Genomic DNA, 17,949 nt, shown 5'->3' on the forward strand with positions numbered 1-17,949 from the left:
GGAGTCGTGACGCGAGACCGAGTGTGATTCCGCGACTCAGCCTCTGTTCTCCATTACAGAACAACTATCGGGTCACCCTTCGGAGCCGGCGGTGACCGCGCGTCGAAGACAGCACGGGTGTTCCAGAGAACCCTCTCGGCCGGCGATGGGATGACGACGCGCGAGGAAGATACGGAGGGGGCCGTCAGAAGGCGCTGTCCGCGAACCCGCCGTCGACGGTGATGACTTCACCGGTCACGAACGAAGACGCGTCGCTCGCGAGGAAGACCGCCGCGCCGACGATCTCCTCTCGCTCCGCGACCCGACCGAGCGGCGTTCGTTCGTCGATTCGCTCGCGCTTTTCGGTCCCCTCGGCGTAGGTGTCGGCGTTCTGTGGCGTGATGACGAATCCCGGCGCGATGGCGTTGACGCGTATCTCGGGCGCGAGTTCCTTCGCGGACGCGCGGGTGAACGCCTCGACGCCGCCCTTCGCCGCCGAGTAGGCGGGGAGGTTCGCCATCGAGAGCCGCGCGGCCAACGAGGAGATGTTGATAATCGACCCGCCGTCGGCGACGGCCGGGGCAAGTTCCTGCGTCACCCGGCGGACGCCCCCGAGCGCGATGTCGGTGACGTGGTTCCACGCGTCGTCGTCGATGCCACGGACCGAGTCGCGGGAGATTGCGCCCTGCGAGGCGACGACCACGTCGACGCCGCCGAACTCCTCGACGGCACGCTCGCGAACGCGTTCGAGCGAGGCCGGGTCGGTCACGTCGCACGTCTCCCGGGCCGCGTTCGCTCCCAGTTCCTCGATTGCGTCGGCCGTCTCGTCGACTGCCGACTGGCGTCGGCTGGTTGCGAGTACGTCCGCGCCCTCGCTCGCGAATCCGAGAGCGATTGCCTGTCCGATGCCGCTTGTCCCGCCGACGACGACTACGCGCTTGTCGCTGACGGAGACTGGCGTGTGCTCATATGCGACCATGATTCCAGTCCGCACGGTGCCGACATGATAGTTGCGGAACGAGCGATGGGAGTGCCGCATGCAATACGTTTTTACCAGCCCGTGCCACATGTGCTCTCATGCGAGGACTTGCCAAAGTGGAGCGTAGCTCCGGCGCTATGGAGTTCGTCGAGCGACAGAAACCGGAGCCGGGCACGGGAGAAGTGCTCGTAGAGGTCGACTACGCCGGCCTCTGCGGGAGTGACGCGGGTATCTACGAGTTCGAATCCGCCTTCGAGCGGATGGAGCTCCCGACCGTCATCGGCCACGAGTACGCCGGGCGCGTGGTCGAAGTCGGCGACGGCGTGACGGAGTTCGGCGTCGGCGACCGCGTGGTCGAACGCCCGATTCGGGGCTGCGGCGAGTGTTATCAGTGTCGCATCGGCGAGGAGAACGTCTGCCAAGATGCGGTCATCACCGGCGTCGACCACGACGGCGCTTACGAGCGGTTCATCGCCGTCCCGGAGCGCGCCCTGCACCCGATTCCGGACGACGTGGAACAGCGACACGCCGCGGTCGCGGAACCGACGAGCATCGCCGCACGCGCCGTCATCGAGAACTCTCGCGTCGGCGCGGGCGACCGCGTGCTGGTCGAGGGGCCCGGTCCAATCGGTCTGCTCACGGCCCAGGTCGCGGCCGCACAGGGCGGCACCGTCGTCGTCTCCGGCGTGGGACAGGACGCCGACTATCGGCTCCCGCTCGCGGAGGAACTCGGCTTTGAGACCGTCAACGTCGCCGACGACGACACCGAGGCGCGCCGCGAGCGCCACACCGGCGGCGTCGGCTACGACGTGGTGTTCGACACGACCGGCCACCCCTCGGGGCTCACGACGGCTGTCGACGAGGTCCGCAAGGGCGGCCAAATCGTCCTCGTCGGGCAGACCGGTGAGACCTCGATGCCCTACTCCCCGCTCGTCCGGGCCGAAATCGACCTGCAGTGTTCGTACGCCTCGATGTACGAGGACTTCGAGCGCTCCTTCCGCCTGATTCGCGACGGCGACGTGGACTGCGAGACGTTCGTCGACACCCGGTTCTCACTGCTCGAAGCCGACGAGGCTTTCGAGACGTTCATCGAAGGAGGGACGTGCAAGCCGGTGTTCGATATCTCGGAGTTGGCGTAAGGGAAGTTTCGGTCGATAGCAGTTCAAACCAGAGATAGAAATCCAAATATACGACAATATTATCTTCGGTCGAAGACGGCTATTTAACCACTAAAGTACGCATATAGTACATAGTTCGGGCTTTCAACCGTTCTGAATGGACAAGAAACACATATTTTCTAATTTTTGTGGTCAAATATCCCCTATTTGGAGTTTGTGATTCCAGTACAGACCATTTTTCGGGGGTACACACCCAATGATTTGAAAACTGTTTGGATATTTCCTTCGGCAGAATTTTTTATTTTATACAATTTTGATGCGCCGGGGCGAACCTCGGACCTGAATCGGGACGCGGCGCTACCGGGAGGTCGTCAAAGAGACGAAGCGAGGAGAGTCGAAGGGCGGCGTCAGTCGCTCGCCGAATCACCACTAGCCGGCGACGAGAACTCAGGGTCCCCGTATGTGCCGGAGCGGTCGTCGGCGAGGTCGTCTGCGGCGGGGGTCTCCCCGTCCGGGAAGTAGCACGCGGCGCGGTGCTCGCCGCTTCGGACGGTATCGAGTCCGGGTTCGCTCTCCCGGCACTCGTCTTCGGCCTTCGGGCACCGCGGGGCGAAGACGCACCCCGACGGGAGGTCGACCGGGTCCGGTGGCTCGCCGTCGAGCAGAACGCGGTCGCGGTCGACCGTCGGGTCCTTCTCGGGGGCGGCCGCGAGGAGCGAGGTGGTGTACGGGTGTTTCGGCTCGGCCGCGATGGACTCGACATCGCCCTCCTCGATGACCCGCCCGAGATACATAATCGCGAGTCGGTCCGACACCTGCACCAGACTGGCGAGGTCGTGAGAGATGTAGACGATGCCGATGTCCTCTGTGTCGGCGAGTTCCCGAAGGAGATTCAGCAGGTTCACCTTCAGCGACACGTCGAGCATCGACGCCGGCTCGTCGCAGATGAGGAAGTCGGGGTCGAGAACGAGCGCCTTGGCCACCGCGACGCGCTGGCGTTGGCCCCCCGATAGCTGGTGTGGGTACTGGTCAAGGAACTTCCGCGCTGGCGTGAGCCCGACTTTCTCCAGCGTCTCGATGATTGCCCGTTCGCGCTCCTCGGTCCGGTAGTCGTGGATAGTGAGCGGTTCGCCGACCAACTGCCGAACCGTCTGTCTCGGATTGAGCGAGTCGAAGGGGTCCTGGAAGATTATCTGGACCTTCCGGCGGAACTCGCGCATGTTCCCGTCCGCGTAGTGCTCGTAGGGCTCGCCGTCGAAGACGAACTCGCCGCCGGTCGGCTGTTTCAGGAGCGCGATGGTCTCGCCGAGCGTCGACTTCCCACAGCCGGACTCGCCGGCGATGCCGAGGATTTCGGACCGCCGGACGCGCAGGGAAACGCCGTCGACGGCCCGAACATAGTTCGGGTCGTTCCCCCTGAGTTGCTCCAAGAGCGGCTGGCTCTGCTCGTAGTACTTTTCGAGGCCGTCGGTTTCGAGAAGCACCTCGCCGCGGTCCGATTCGTCGTGACTATCGGGGATGCCCCACGTCTCCGGGTCAGTGGCGTCACGCCGCATCTGGGCGGCTTTGGTGACGTGGTGGCACGCCGAGCGGTGGTTGCGGTTCGGCAGGTCGACGAGGTCCGGATGAGACGCCTCGCACTCTTCGGTGGCGAACGGACACCGGTCCTTGAAGACACAGGCACTGGGTGACTCGCTCAGGTTCGGCGGCGACCCCGGAATCGAGACGGGGTCCTGGTCGCCCTCCTCAATCTCCGGGAAGGAGTTCTTCAGCCCCATCGTGTACGGATTCGTGGGGTTCACGAGGACGTTGTCGACGCTCCCCTGCTCCATGGCTTTCCCGCCGTAGAGAATCGAAAGCTCGTCGCACGTCTCGGCGATGACGCCGATTTCGTGGGTGATGAGCAGCAGCGAGCTGTCCATCCGGTCCTGTATCTCCAGAATCTTGTCGATAATCTTGTCCTGGACGATGACGTCGAGACCCGTGGTCGGCTCGTCGGCGATGATGAGGTCCGGTTCGAGCGCGAGCGCCATCGCGATGGTCACGCGCTGGCGCATCCCTCCGGAGAACTCGTGGGGGTAGTCGTCGATGCGGTCGGGGTCGAGCCCGACGATTTCGAACAGTTCTCGGACTCGCGCGCGAGCCTTGTCGTCGGTGACGTTCCGATGGGTCTGAATCGCCTGCCGAATCTGCGCGCCGGTGGACATCACCGGGTCGAGCGAGTCCATCGCGCTCTGGGGGATATAGGCGATATCCTCCCAGAGCACGTCGCGACGCTCGCGTTCGCTGAGACCGGTCAGGTCGCGGCCCTGGAATTCGATACTGCCGGATTCGACGGAGCCGTTGCTCGGGAGGAGACCGAGAACCGCCTCGGCGAGCGTCGATTTCCCCGAGCCGGATTCGCCGGCGAGGCCGTAGTTGACGCCCTCGTCGATGCTGAACGACACGTCGTTGACGGCGTGGACGGTTCCGCTGTCGGTCGAGTACGTGACCGTGAGGTCTGTGATGTCGAGGAGGCTCATTGTTCGGTCTGGATCTCCGGGTTGATGACTTCTTCGTAGGCGCGGCCGATGAGGAACACCGAGGTGGTGATGGCCGCGATGCCGAGTGCGGGTGGGAGCACCCACCACCAAGCGACACGCATGTTGCCCGATTCGAACACCTGTCGGAGCATCCGGCCCCAACTCGTGACGGTCGGGTCGCCGAACCCGAGGAACGCCAGGCTGGCCTGCGCGGCGATGGCCCACGCGATGCCGTAGGCCGTGTAGAGAAAGCCGATGGGGAGCACGTTCGGCGCGACATGGTAGAGCATCGTCCGCAGGTCGCTCGCGCCGCTAGCGCGCGCCGACTTCACGAAGGTGCGCTCTCTGACCGAGAGAACCTCGGAGCGGACGACGCGCGCGGGCATCTTCCAGAGGAACGCGACGATGATGCCCGTCATGAGCCAGACGCTCGGCGTCACGAACGTCAGGAGCAACAGCGCCATCGGCGTGAACGGCAGGGAGAACGTAAGGTCCGTGAGACGCATGAGGACCTCGTCGACCCAGCCGCCGTAGTACCCGCTGACGAGCCCCACGAGAAAGCCGAGCGCGCCGGTCCCGATGCCGCCGAACAGTCCGACGATGAACGTCGGTTGCGCGCCGGCGAGGAACTGGCTCAGGACGTCCTTGCCGTAGGCGGTCGTCCCGAACGGGGCCGCACCGGTCGGTTCGGACAGCCGCAGCATCGAACCCGTGTCGTCGCGGACGGTGTGCTCGATGGGGTCGTGCGGGGCGAGCGCGGGCCCGAGGAGACCGAGGAAGACGAACGCGGCGACGATGACGACGCCGGCGAACGCGAGACGGTCGCGCCGCAGGAACGTGAACTGGTTGCGGAGCGTCTCCGCGACCCCCTCGACGCGCTTTTTGAGTTCGGCTTCGGGCTTCGTCTCGGTGCTCACGCGGCACCACCTCCGCTGGTCGAGACGGTCGGGTCGAAGTAGGCGTACAGCACGTCGGCGACGAGGTTCGCCACGATGACCGCGAGCGCCATGATGAACACGGCCGCCTGCACCAGCGGGTAGTCCTGCTGTTGGATGGCGAGCACGAGTTCGCGGCCGATGCCGGGCCAGCCGAAGACGACTTCGAGCAGGATGAGCCCCTGGAAGATCATCCCGAGACGCAGCGCGAAGTAGGTCAAAATCGGCAGCATGGAGTTCCGACCCGCCCGCGCGAGCTGCTGCATCTCCGAGAGCCCCTTTGCGCGGTGAAGCTTGAGGAACTCAGAGCCCCGCTTTTCGACGACGCCGTTGCGCGCCAACAGCAGGAAATCGCCGCTGTAGTACAGCACCGACACCGTAAACGGAAGGATGTAGTGGTGCAGGAAGTCGAGCGAGGCGAACGTCTCGACGTAGCCCTCCGGCGAGGCGCTGATAGAGCGCATCCCGAAGGCGGGCACCAGTTCGAGGTTGTACGCGAAGATGATGACGAACAGGATGCCCGTGATGAACACCGGCGTCGACCGGAGGAACGTCGTGGCGATGATGCTGAGCTTCTCCAGTTTACTCCCCCGGTTCCAGCCGACGTACATCCCGAGGAGGGAACTCAGGACCGCCGTCGTCACTAACGCGGGGACGAGCAGGATGAGCGTGTTGACGAGCCGCGGAGCCAACACTCCCCAGACGGGCTGACTCCGCAGGATGGAGTAGCCGAACTGGAACAGCAGGATGCTCTGGAGGTAGCTGAGGTACTGCCGCCACATCGGCTGGTCGAGGCCGTACATCGCCCGAATCTCGGTGATTTGCTGCTGGCTCAGATTGCCCGCGGTGACGAGCGACTCGAACGGACTTCCCGGAAGCAGCCGCAGGACGACGAAGATGACCGAGACGGCCACGAGGGTGAGCAGGATGGAGATGGCGAGTCGCTTCGCGAGGAAGCGCTGGAACTCACTCATGGTCGGGCACCCCGACGGCGCGAATGGGTAGTGTTCGACATGCTGTTACCTCACGAGAAGTCCGCCTGTCCGAGTTCGTCGCGGCGTTGGTGCATGTTTCCGGGCTGGATGCGCTCGACGAAGGCGGCCCACGCGTCCCCGTTGGGGAACCGGAGGTTTCCGTCGTCGTCCCACGTGTAGCCGGCCTGTTCGAGGTTCGATTTCGCTCCGTCGATATCGAACTCGTAGTGGGTGGTATCCGACGTGTGCCACGGCGTGAGGTCCGAAATCGGGTTCTCCCCGCTCGGGACGGTCGCGCGGTCCTGTAACACGTCGGTGGCGAAGCCCTCGGTGTCGACCGACTTGGCGAGAGCGACGCGGAACTCCTTGTCGCGAACGAGCGGACAGGAGAACATCAGCTTCGTGTCGAGCGGCGCGAAGTTGCCCGAGGTCATCTTCTCGACGCCGGCGGTGCTCGCGGCGCGGTCGGCCTGCGAGTTCGAGAGCGTCGTGCCGATGGCGTCGATTTCGCCGCCCTGCAGCGAGCCGATCATGGAGTCGATGTTGCCGACGTTTATCCAGATGACGCGGTCGACGCCCTCACCGGTCGTGGCCTGGTCGCCGAGCGCGTCGGCCCGCCAGTCGTCGTCGAACATCCAGTGGCCCTCGTTTTTCGACACCTCGAAGCGAGTGCCCTGCTCCCAGTTCTCGTACGTGAACGGCCCCGTGCCGACGGGCGACTCGGGGTTGTGTTGGGACGGGTTCTCCACGTCCTCCCACTTGTGCTTGGGAATGATGACGCTGCGAACGACGCGCTGGGTCATGAACGCCGCGTCGGGGCCCTTCAGATTGAACCGAACCTCGTGGTCGCCGAGCACCTCGACTGACTCGACCGGCTCGTAGAACGGCGTCTGACTGGTCGAGGAGTGTTCCTTGTACAGTTCGACGGTGAACTTCACGTCCTCCGCGGTGAACGGCTCGCCGTCGTGCCACTCGACGCCCTCGCGGAGGGTGAGTTCGACAGTGGTGTCGTCGACGAACCCGCCGCCGGTCGCCAGCGCGGGAACGACTTCGAGGTCCGGCGTGGCGTCGAAGAGGCCGTCGTAGATGAACGTCAGTCGCTTCGCCTCCGCGCCGCCGGCGGCCCACGGGAGGTTCAGCGAGTTCATCGAGGTGGTCACGCCCTTGATGTAGGTCCGGTCGTCGGTCTGGGGTTGGAGGTTCACCTCCGACCAGACGAACGAGTCCTTCGTCGGGCCGTTGCCCGGCGTCTGGACGTAGCCGCTCCAGCGCTCCGTGTTGACCGCGGTGATGATATCGGGGAACAGCGTGATGAGCGCGCCCACGTCCTCGCTGAAGATGCGCTGGGCCTCGGCGACGAGCTCCTCGCGCTCGGCGCGGTTGGTCGCCCGACTCTGTTCCGTCAGCACCTCCTGCAGGTCAGGGTGGTAGTAGTTGTCGTAGTTCGAGAGACTCGTCTCGGTCCGCCGCATCAAAAGCGGGTTCGGGTCTAGCCCGCGTTGCGGGTCCGGACCGTGGGTACTCATCGAGATGATCGCTTCGAGTCCCTTCGTGTCCCAGCTCTGGGCGTACAGTTGGTTCAGCGGTCGGTCGTTGAGTTGCGTCCCGACGCCGAGGGCGTCAAGCCCGCGCTGGACCATGAGCGCGTGTTCCCGCATCCACGGGTCGTCCTCGCTCGAAAATTCGAGCGGGACGGGGTCCAACACCGCGCCGGCGGTCGCGCTGTAGTCGAGCGGCGGTTCGTCGGCGTCGATGGTCTCCCACTCGCGCCAGTACTTCGTCTCGACCGTCTCCGGGGTTCCGGACGGAACCTCGGGGGTGAGACTCGACCCGCCGTCGCTCCCGCCGCTCCCGTTGCCGCCGCCACCGGTACACCCCGCGAGTCCGGTCACGCCGAGGGCGGTCGCAGTCGCCGCCACGTAGTCGCGTCGCGTAAGGCCAGTTCCACGTTCGACACCCGAACTATCACGATTTTTCTCCGACATTGCGACCGCTTGTTATGGAGTATCTTCCATGGTGCTGTTCCCGATACGCCCCGATATCTATCGCACTTTATATACTGGTCCGGTGAAAATCGGCAACATTCTCCAGCAAGGTGTGAGCTACTCCTGTCGCGGGCCGTAGATGAGTTCGAGCAGATTTCGCTCCGCGGTCCGGAGTCGTTCGCTCAGCGTGGACTGAGCGATACCCAGTTCCTCCGCGAGTTCGGTCTCAGAGGTCTCCCGCGGAATGTGGAAGTAGCCGTGGTTGAACGCCGTCTCGAGAACCGCGAGTTGGTCGTCGGTCAGCTTGGAGATTAACACCTCCTTTAATCGGCCGCTGTCGAGCGGTTCACCGGGGGCCTCGTCCTGCGTCACGGAGCGGAGTTCGAACTCCCCGAGCGTCTCCTGAATCTCGTCGGCGAGTTCCCTGAAGTGGTCCCAATCCTGTGCGGTGGCGACGACCTCGAAGACGCCGTCTTGGAGGACGATGCGGTTCGGAATCGTCTCCTGTCTGAGCACCAGTCCGAGGATGAACGGGTACGACTCGTTGGCGAGAATCGTCACTCGGCGTATCTGCACGTCGGTCGAGGCGGTCGGGATCTCCTCGTCGTAGAAGACGGTCACACCCGAGATATCGGCGAGGAGGGACTCCACGTCGAAGGGGCCGTTCGAGGCGATGGTGAGCGACTCGATCCACGTCCCGTCCTCGACGTAAAACGCGTTGTCCAACTCGATGCTCCGGGCGTCTCGCAGGCGGCGATCTATCTTCGACATGACGCCGGTCGGAGCCGTCGTAAACTCAACACGTAAGATACGAACTCACCCGTACCGGCCAGATACCGTTCACCTATAAATAGCCAGGTGGTTGCCGCAACGGGCGGCGATACCGGGCCGAGTTCACGCGGACGGGGCACTGGGCCGGCCGCCGAGTCAGGCGACGAGCGGCCAGTAGAAGAGCCACGAGAGAGTCACGACGACGAGCGACAGGCCCATCGTCACGAACCCGAACAGCGTCACGTCCCGATTCGTCAGCGGTCCGCGGTCGAGCGAGACGAGCACGGCGGTCGTGTTGAACGGGAGAATCGTGGTCGACCCCACCACCAGGAGGACGGCGAGTCCGAGATAGAGCCGCGTCACGCCGAACGTCTCCGCGAACCGCAGCACGATGGGGAGAATCACCACGATGGCGGCCGACCCGGTCGAAAAGAGCACGCGAACGGCGACCGCGAACCCGAGGAGCAATCCGACGAGTTGCCAGTGACTGAACGCCCCGAACGGGACGAACTGCGCGAGGAGGTCGACGACGAGCGCGATGGTTTGGGTCGCTTCCAAGGCGTCCAGAATCGATAGCGTCGCGCCGATGAGAAAGAGGACGCCCCAGCTGAGTCCCTTGACGTCGTCGGTGTCGATAACGTCGACTCCCGGGAGCGCGAGGACGGTGACCGCGACGACTGCCGGGAAAATCTCGGGAAGACCGACGAACGAGCCGACGACCCACGCGAGGACGGTCCCGGCCATCACCACCGCGACGAATCTCTGCTCGCGAGTCAACTCGCCGTCGGAGGGCGCGTCCGCAATCCCCGGCTTCCCGGGGTCAACAGTCGAGTCGGCATCGACGGCGTTGAAGAGACCAGCGGCCGCGGCGGCGAGCGCGTAGAGAACCACTGTCGGCGGAATCATCAAGACGGCCCACTCGACCCACGAGAGCGGTCGGACGCTCGTCGCGAGGATGCCCGACGTGACGAGCGCCATCCCGCCGCCGGTCATGAGCGCCATCGACGCGATGGGGTTGATGTGACCCAAGAGGAGGAACGACGCGCGCTCGAACCCGCTTCCCGACGGGAGGTCGAACTCCTCGGTCACCTCCTCGACGATGGGGATGAACGCGACCGCACGGGCCATCGCGGACGGCATGAACAGCGCCAGTACGAGCACGTTCCGGGCGATGGAGCGAAACGCTCCACGAGGGGTGCTGTCCGGGGACAGCAGTCGGTTCGCTAACCGGGTATCCAACCCCACCGACCGGACCGCGTTGCCGAGAAGTAACAACACGAGGAGGAAGTAGACGAGCGAGGAGGTGAAGCCGCTGACCGCGGCCTCGAAGGAGTCCACGACGCCGAGAGCGTACAACAGGGAGACACAGGCCAGACTCGAAATCGCGTACGGGACCGGTTTGGTCAACCAAAGTAGGAGCGCGACGACGAAAACCGAAAGCGCGTACTGCGACCGGACCGGAAGGACGGAGACGGGGTGGAGCCCGACGACTGCGAGGAGCAGGGCGGCGGCGACGACGAGCGTCACCGTCTGCGAGGAGAGCTCCGGGGCGCGCAGCCCTCGGTCGGGCAACCAATCTATCACGAACGTACCTGCACACAACGGGTCCAAATAGCTACTGCCGGCGACAATTCGGGCCGCCAATCGAGGGAAGAGCGCGAATCGAGGAGAGACAACCCCAATTTGAATTATTTGAATTATTTGGATTGTTTGAGCAGTCCAAAGGGCCAGAGTAACCATAATTATTTCAACTGTGCCGAGAATCTCGCTATCACGGATATCCCCATCATGTCACGTGCAGTCAGCGTCTGTCTCCTCAAAGGCGGTATCGGCAAGTCGACGACCTCCATCAACCTCGCCCGCGAGCTCGCACACCGGGGAAGCGACGTACTGCTCGTGGACCTCGACCCGAACGGACACACCACGACGGGTCTCGGGTTCGGCGAGGAGTTCTACTCGGAAGCGCATCTCGGCGACGTGCTCCTCGACGACGCCGAGTTGGAGCCGCGGGAGCTCATCTTGGAGACCGAGTTCGAAATCGACCTCCTCCCGTCGAACGACCGCATCGAGCAGGTCGAGTCGGACCTCGGCGGCGTGATGATGGGGTCGGCGCGGCTCAAACAGCGCGTCATCGACCCGCTTCTCGGCGACGACTACGACTACGTCGTCGTGGACTGCCCCGCGGCGCGCGGGAAGCTCAACGACAACGCGCTGTACGCCACGCAGAACCTCGTCTTGCCGATGCGACCCGAGTCAGGGGCGCTCTCGGGACTCGAAAAGACCGTCAAGCGACTCATCACGCCCGCGCGCGAACACTTCGACCTCGAAATCCTCGCGGTCGTGCCGACCGACCTCCGGGACCGAATCGACCACGACCGCCCGACGAGACGGCTCGTGGAGGCGCTCGTTTCGAAGCCGAACATCGCGTCGAAGCTCCCGAACTTCGCGTACACCGACCCGGAGGTGTTCGAGGCCATCGACAACGGCGAGTGGGACGACGACCTGCCGAAGCCGGGAATTCGACACCGCTCGGCCATCGACGCGTCGATTCGCGAGCACATGCCGCTTCGGGACTACGACAGCACCTGCGACCAGTTGGCGTGCTACGATGAACTCGCGCAAATCGTCGAAGAGGGCGAGGTGGCCCGATGAGCGAAGACCCCTTCGGCGACCTCGACGCCGCGATGGGGAGTGGGGAGTCCGCGGCGGACCCCGAACCGGAACCCGAACCAGCGTCCGAAGACGCCGGCACCGACGACGCGGTCGAATCGGAAGGAGGGACAGAACCGGAGCCTGTCGAGGAGGTCAACCCCCGAGAGCGCCCCGCGTTCGAGTTCGATGAGACCGTCCACAAGGCGCTCTACGTGCTCGAAGCGGTCGCCGACGAGTTCGACGACATCATCACCTACGACGTGGAGCGGGACCTGACCCGCGACCACGGGCTCAAGGGCGTCACGAAGAGCGAACTCCACAACGCCGCGCTCGACGTGGCCACCGAACACCCCGAAGAAATCGTCGAACGCGTCCTCGAACAGCGCGGCGTCGACGAGGAACGCTCCGAATAATTCGAATAATCCGTCTCCGTCAAACCTCTTAGCACCGGACAGAACACGAGCGACACGACAGCGGGAGCGCACCGACCGAGACGGTCCGCTCCGCGTGGGTAGTGATCGAGATGTGGGGAAATTACTTCAGTATACCCACCGTAGTGAGCGTATGTCCGAAGCGACGCTGGACGGTCGCGGACGCCTCACGCTCCCCAAAGAGATCAGAGAGCGGTACGGCGAACACTACCACATCGTCCAACTGCACGACGGTATCAAGCTGATTCCAATCGAGGATGACCCGCTCGATGCGCTCCGCACCGAGTTCGCGGACGTCGAGAAGACGGCCGAAGAACTCCGCCACGGAGCGCGGAACGCGGCGATAGACGAGGCCGGCCGCTGAATGTACGCGGAGACGGATTTCCTGCTGGCACTCATCAAGGACGAAGACTGGCTCGGCGATGCCGCAGAGACGTTCTACCGAGACCATCGGGACGAACTGTGGACGTCGCAGTTCACGCTCATCGAACTCCTCATGGTCGCGTACCGAGAAGAGCGGGACACGGAACGGGTCATCACGAACGTGGCCGCACTGTTAGAAGTTCGGGGCGACGTTGATACGGTCCTCACGGCCGCAACCTACGTCGAAGACCACGGGTTCACGCCCTTCGACGCGCTCCATCTCGTCGAATCAGATGGCGACACGATCGTTTCGAGCGACGAGACGTACGAGTCGTTTGCTCCGCGGCTCGACCTGAAGGCCGTCGAAGACGAGTGACAGCGGTAGGGTAGTTATTCATCAGACAGTCCTGACTCCCAATACGTTCGTCCAGAGTTCAGCACGGCCTCGTCAGACTATCAGCGACTGCGGTTCGACACCGCCGATAAACTGAGGCAGAGGCGGTGACGCGCCGCGAATCGGCGCTCACCGAATCATCTTGTCGCGGTCAGGGTCGAAAAGCGGCCCCGACCGGACCGTCGCGGGGTAGGCGTCGCCCTCGTACCGAATTTCGACGTCCTGCCCCGAACTGGCGTACTGCTCGGGGAGGTACGCGTACGCGATGCCGGCGTCGATAGTGTAGCCGTAGTCCGCCCGACAGCAGTAGCCGACGACCTCGCCGTCGGCGAACACCGGGTGGCCCGCGTCGACGACGGCTTCCTCCTCGTCGAGCGTTATCGGGACGATTCGGTCGCTCGGGCTGTCGTCGTTTTTGTCCTCCACGAGCGCCGCCTTCCCGACGAAGTCGGTGTCGAGGTCGACCGCGAAGCCGATTCCGGCCTCGTACGGGTTGTGTTCGGGCGTGAGGTCCGTTCCCCAGAGACGGAATCCCTTCTCCATGCTCGTCGAGTCGAGCGCGGCCCAACCGACGGGCGCGATGTCGTACTCCTCGCCGGCCTCCCGGATGGCGTCCCAGAGCTGGCTCCCGTACTCGGTCGGGGCGTAGATTTCCCAGCCGAGTTCGCCGGCGTACGAGAGTCGGAGCATGGTCACGGGGATGCTGCCGAGGTAGGTCTCCTGTGCGGAGTAGAACGGGAACTCGTCGTTCGAGAGGTCGGCCTCGACGAGGTTCTCAAGCACCTTCCGGGAGTCGGGTCCGAAGACGCCGATTCCGGTCCGACTGGAGACGTGTGCGGTCACGTCGACGGAGCCGTCGTCGGGCGCGTGCTCCTCAACCCAGCGCGAGTGGAGCGTCGCCGAGCTTCCGCCCCCGGTGAACAGCACGAACCGGTCGTCGCCGAGGCGGGCGACCGTCAGGTCGGCGAGCACGCCGCCGTCTTCGTTGAGCATCGCCGAGTAGCGCATCCGGCCCGGCGTGACGTCCATATCGTTCGTCAGGAGCCCCTGCAGGAACTCCAGCGCGCCCGGCCCCGTCACTTCGATGGGCGTGAAGGTCGTCATATCGACCATGCCGACCTTCTCGCGGAGGTGCTGGTGTTCCGCGCCCTGGACCTTCGACCAGTTCTGCGAGAGCCAGTCGGGGCGGTCCGGAACGTCGTACGTTTCGAGGAGCGTCTCGTTGGACTCGTACCACTGCGGGACCTCCCAGCCGTCGCTGTCGTAGAACTCCGCGCCGAGTTCGGCCTGCCGGTCGTAAAACGGACTCCGGCGGAGGGCGCGCTGTCCGTCCGGCTGTTCGCGCGGGTGGATGAGTTGGTACACCTCGCGGTACTGCTGTGCGCCGCGCCCGTAGGTGTACTCACGGCTCCCCGTGTGCGACTGGAACCGAGAGACGTGCGCGCCGGAAGCGTTGACTCGGGATCCGTCGAGCCGCGGCGTTCCGTCTTCCATCCAGCTGGCAACGATGTCGCCCGCGCCGCCGGACTGCGTGACCCAGACGGCGAGCGCCCACCAGAGACCGTCCGTGTCCTCGTCCGGTCCGAGGATGGGCATGCCGTCGGGCGTGAACGAGAACATGCCGTTGATGGCGGAAGTCCACTCGCAGTCCTCGAAGCCAGGGACGAGTTCGCTTGCGGCGTCGAACGCCGACCGGTCGTGGTCCGGGTGGGTGTTCTCGTAGAAGTGCTCCTCGGTGAACTCCCGAAGCGACGGGTATTCGAGTCCGAGGTCGTCGAGCTTGTCGGGACCGTAGATATCCGCCGGGTCGACGAGGAGCGACTCGTGGTTGTACGAGCCGATACCGTAGCGCTCGCCGTGCTGTCGGTAGTACAGCGAGTGGTCCTGGTGCCGAAGCAGCGGCTGTTCGATTTCGCGCTCTGCGCCTTCGAGTTCGTCCAGTTCGTCGGAGACGAGATACTGGTGCGCGCAGGGCACAAGCGGGATGTCCGTGCCGACCATCTCGCCGAACAGCGGCCCCCAGATGTTCGTGGCGACGAGCACCTCGTCGGCCTCGATTCGACCGTGTTCGGTGTCGACCGCGTCGATACTGCCGTCGGAGACGTCGATATCCGTGACCTCGGTGTGGCCGTAGAACTCGACGCCTGCCTCGCGGGCTTGCTCCGCCATCGATTCGGCGGCGCTGACGGCGTCAGCCTTCCCGTCCGACGGGACGTAGTACCCGCCGTAGATGACGTCGGCGTTTATCTGCGGGACGCGCGCTTCGACCTCTTCGGGCGTGAGAAGTTCACCCTCGTCGATACCGTACGACTGTCCCCACTCGCGCTTGCGTTTGAGGAAGTCCCAGCGCGCTTCGGAGTAGGCGACTTCGATGCCACCGCACGTCCGGAAGTCGCCGAACCCGTCGTAGAGGTCGCGCGTGTACGACGCCATCTCCGTCATCAGCTTGTTCCCGGCCGTCTGGAACACGAGTCCGGGGGCGTGAGAGGTCGAACCTCCCGTCTCGAACAGCGGCCCCCGGTCGAGGACGACGACGTCTTCGCGACCCGACTCGGCGAGGTGATACGCCGCGCTACAACCGACACAGCCGGCCCCGACAACGACCGTTCCGGCGCGTTCGGGAAACGTAGACCATGTGTTCATATACCAAACAGTAGTGACCGCGGCCCCCGGATATCTCTCCGGGTCCACTATCTGAGGTGTATACGTACCGGGGGGTGGTGAGAGCCGGGTCTCGCCACGGGACGAACGTCGTTTGCACGAGGAGAGAGCGCCGACGAGCAGCGTTTGCCAACGGGACGGGGAGCGTCGCCGACGAACGTCACTCGCCGGCGAGGTACTTCTCTCTGAGGTAGATGACGAGGCTGGCGCTCAGGAACGCGAGACCCGCGCCCTGTAGCTCACCGACCGTCATCGCGAACAGCGCAACGAGGAAAAGGAAAACCGCGAACGCCGCCGAAACGACAGCGAGCGCGTTCATCGAGAGCATCGAGTCATCGTTCGGTGACCCCGTCGTTAGTCGTCCGTCGTGCTGGGGTTCTCTTGGACGTTGGTCACGACCGACGTCCGAGAGCGACCGACGTCGATGTCGATGTCCTCGTCCGCCAAGTTCTCGATTCGCTCGGCGAACTCCTCGGACTGCAGGAGTTCGTACTCCTTGTCGAGACCGAGATAGACCGTGTAGCACATGACGACGAGGACGACGGCGAACGGGAATCCCGTCGCGATGGCCGCGGTCTGGAGCGCGCCGAGGCCGCCGCCGTAGAGGAGAAGTGCCGCGACGAGACCCTCGACGACCGCCCAGAAGATGCGTTGGGTCCGCGGTACGTTGTGCTTGCCACCCGACGTGAGGTGGTCGACGACGAGCGACCCCGAGTCGGAGGAGGTCACGAAGAACGTCACCACGAGCGTCACGGCGAGCAGTCCCGTGATAGCGCTGAACGGGAACTGTTCGAGGAGCGCGAACATCGCGACCGTCTGTCCGGCCTCGCCGTAGGTCGCGAGGACCGCGCCGTTACCCTGAAGCGAGTTGAACAGCGCGCTCCCGCCGAACGCCGAGAGCCAGACCGTCGAGAACAGCGACGGCAGGACGAACACGCCGAAGACGAACTCGCGGACCGTCCGCCCCTTCGAGATGCGCGCGACGAACATGCCGACGAACGGTGACCAAGCAATCCACCACGCCCAGTAGAACACCGTCCAGCCGTTGACGGTTGACGCGCCGTCGCCGAGCGTCCCGGTGAAGAACGCCAGCGAGAGGAAGTCGCTGAAGTAGTTCCCGAGACCCTGCACCCACGCGCCGAAGATGCTCATCGTCGCGCCGGCGACGAGCACGAACGCCAACAGGACGAACATCAAAAAGACGTTCAGCGTGCTCAGACGCCGGATGCCGTCTTCGAGGCCGGCCGCGACGGAGGCGGTGGCGATGAGAGTAATCACGGCGATGAGCCCAATCTGCATCCCCGTGTTGTTCGGAACGCTCAGGACGCCGAGCATGCTCTCGCCGAGGATATACGACAGGCCCGTGTTTATCTGCGCGACGCCGAGGCCGAGCGACGTGGCGAGGCCGAACAGCGTCGCGAACACCGACACGAGGTCGATGAGATGGCCCGGCCAGCCGTAGATTCGCTCGCCGAGGAGCGGCCAGAAAATCGACCGGAAGGTGAGCGGGAGCCCCCTGTTGAACGAGAAGAACGCGAGCCCCAGTCCCACGAGACCGTAGATGGCCCACGGGTGGAATCCCCAATGGAAGAACGTCTGCGTCATCGCGGCGATGCCCGCAGCGCCGGACCCGGCCTCGGCGTCGAAGAAGCCGGGAACGTTGGTGAAGTAGTACAGCGGCTCCGAGACGCTGTAGAACATGAGCCCGATACCCATGCCCGCGCTGAACAGCATCGCCATCCACGAGAAGTCGCTGAACTCCTTTTCGGCCTCGACACCGCCGAGCGTTATCTTTCCGTACTTACTCAGCGCGAAGTACGCCAAGACCACGATAAAGAGGTTCACCGACAGGAGGAAGAACCATCCGAAGTTGCCCTCAAAAAAGCCCCTGACGGCCGAGTAGACGCTCGCCGCCTGCTCGCCGAGAATGAGCGTCGCCGCGACGAAGACGCCGATTACCAAGAGCGCAGCCGGGAAGACGACGGGATGGATGTCGAGCCCCCACCGCTGGATGTTTCCGTCGCCGGGTTCGCGCTCCGTCTCGGGGTAGAACACGTCCGCCTGTAAGTCGCTCGTCGACCGGTCGGTCGAATCGTTGCTATTCGTCATTCGATACAGCCTCCGTTGATAACCGCCGCCTGAATTCGTGTTCGTTCATATCGCTATCCCCGCTTTGGGGCCACCC

At 64.4% G+C, this 17,949-nt stretch carries 15 protein-coding genes; 5 read left to right on the plus strand and 10 right to left on the minus strand.

Annotation, left to right across the window (positions count from 1 at the left end; all coding sequences use genetic code 11):
- Positions 1-184 precede the first annotated feature (184 nt).
- Positions 185-958 carry an SDR family NAD(P)-dependent oxidoreductase gene (locus AM590_RS17490; RefSeq protein WP_058828581.1) on the minus strand — a complete coding sequence of 258 codons (774 nt, stop codon included), beginning with the start codon at positions 956-958 and terminating at the stop codon, positions 185-187.
- A 98-nt stretch (positions 959-1,056) separates the two neighbouring features.
- Between AM590_RS17490 and AM590_RS17495 the strand changes: the two genes are divergently transcribed.
- On the plus strand, positions 1,057-2,097 hold the full coding sequence (locus AM590_RS17495; protein ID WP_058828582.1) for a zinc-binding dehydrogenase: 1,041 nt from the start codon (positions 1,057-1,059) through the stop codon (positions 2,095-2,097).
- 386 nt (positions 2,098-2,483) lie between these two features.
- Here AM590_RS17495 and AM590_RS17500 read toward each other — a convergent pair whose 3' ends face one another.
- The 6 genes from AM590_RS17500 to AM590_RS17525 all read right to left on the minus strand — a co-directional run bounded on the left by AM590_RS17500 (position 2,484) and on the right by AM590_RS17525 (position 10,790).
- Positions 2,484-4,598, minus strand: coding sequence for an ABC transporter ATP-binding protein (locus tag AM590_RS17500; RefSeq protein WP_058828583.1), 2,115 nt, complete (start codon positions 4,596-4,598; stop codon positions 2,484-2,486).
- Positions 4,595-5,515: an ABC transporter permease gene (locus AM590_RS17505; RefSeq protein WP_058828584.1), complete on the minus strand. Its 921-nt coding sequence runs from the start codon at positions 5,513-5,515 to the stop codon at positions 4,595-4,597. Before AM590_RS17505 ends, AM590_RS17500 begins: the two co-directional genes overlap by 4 nt.
- The gene (locus AM590_RS17510; protein WP_058828585.1) at positions 5,512-6,507 is read right to left on the minus strand and encodes an ABC transporter permease; all 996 of its coding nucleotides are present in this window, start codon (positions 6,505-6,507) and stop codon (positions 5,512-5,514) included. The genes AM590_RS17505 and AM590_RS17510 overlap by 4 nt, the downstream gene beginning before the upstream one ends.
- A 50-nt stretch (positions 6,508-6,557) precedes the next feature.
- Entirely contained in the window at positions 6,558-8,426 is a 1,869-nt protein-coding gene (locus AM590_RS17515) for an ABC transporter substrate-binding protein (RefSeq protein ID WP_082677760.1), read from the minus strand.
- A 183-nt stretch (positions 8,427-8,609) separates the two neighbouring features.
- Complete coding sequence (locus AM590_RS17520; protein WP_004972231.1) at positions 8,610-9,263, minus strand: helix-turn-helix domain-containing protein; 654 nt, start codon at positions 9,261-9,263, stop codon at positions 8,610-8,612.
- Between the two features lie 156 nt (positions 9,264-9,419).
- The gene (locus AM590_RS17525) at positions 9,420-10,790 is read right to left on the minus strand and encodes an SLC13 family permease (RefSeq protein WP_058828672.1); all 1,371 of its coding nucleotides are present in this window, start codon (positions 10,788-10,790) and stop codon (positions 9,420-9,422) included.
- A gap of 261 nt (positions 10,791-11,051) precedes the next feature.
- On the opposite strand from AM590_RS17525, the gene AM590_RS17530 reads away from it, so the two are divergent.
- The 4 genes from AM590_RS17530 (at position 11,052) to AM590_RS17545 (ending at position 13,085) form a co-directional block, all read left to right on the plus strand.
- Positions 11,052-11,915, plus strand: a complete 864-nt coding sequence (locus tag AM590_RS17530; RefSeq protein WP_058828587.1) for a ParA family protein — start codon at positions 11,052-11,054, stop codon at positions 11,913-11,915.
- Complete coding sequence (locus AM590_RS17535; RefSeq protein WP_058828588.1) at positions 11,912-12,328, plus strand: hypothetical protein; 417 nt, start codon at positions 11,912-11,914, stop codon at positions 12,326-12,328. Before AM590_RS17530 ends, AM590_RS17535 begins: the two co-directional genes overlap by 4 nt.
- 151 nt (positions 12,329-12,479) lie before the next feature.
- Positions 12,480-12,710, plus strand: coding sequence for an AbrB/MazE/SpoVT family DNA-binding domain-containing protein (locus AM590_RS17540; RefSeq protein WP_042662220.1), 231 nt, complete (start codon positions 12,480-12,482; stop codon positions 12,708-12,710).
- Entirely contained in the window at positions 12,711-13,085 is a 375-nt protein-coding gene (locus AM590_RS17545) for a PIN domain-containing protein (protein WP_058828589.1), read from the plus strand. It begins immediately after the preceding gene.
- A 147-nt stretch (positions 13,086-13,232) separates the two neighbouring features.
- On the opposite strand, the gene AM590_RS17550 is transcribed toward AM590_RS17545, so the two are convergent.
- The 3 genes from AM590_RS17550 to AM590_RS17555 all read right to left on the minus strand — a co-directional run bounded on the left by AM590_RS17550 (position 13,233) and on the right by AM590_RS17555 (position 17,873).
- A complete protein-coding gene (locus tag AM590_RS17550; RefSeq protein WP_058828590.1) occupies positions 13,233-15,746 on the minus strand; it encodes an FAD-dependent oxidoreductase in 2,514 nt (837 codons plus the stop codon).
- Between the two features lie 178 nt (positions 15,747-15,924).
- Entirely contained in the window at positions 15,925-16,092 is a 168-nt protein-coding gene (locus tag AM590_RS20600; protein ID WP_157575481.1) for a hypothetical protein, read from the minus strand.
- Positions 16,093-16,118: 26 nt separating this feature from the next.
- Positions 16,119-17,873 (minus strand): BCCT family transporter, encoded by a 1,755-nt coding sequence (locus tag AM590_RS17555; RefSeq protein WP_058828591.1) that lies wholly within the window; start codon positions 17,871-17,873, stop codon positions 16,119-16,121.
- Positions 17,874-17,949 lie beyond the last annotated feature (76 nt).

The organism is Haloferax sp. Q22, from assembly GCF_001482285.1.
GTDB lineage: Archaea > Halobacteriota > Halobacteria > Halobacteriales > Haloferacaceae > Haloferax.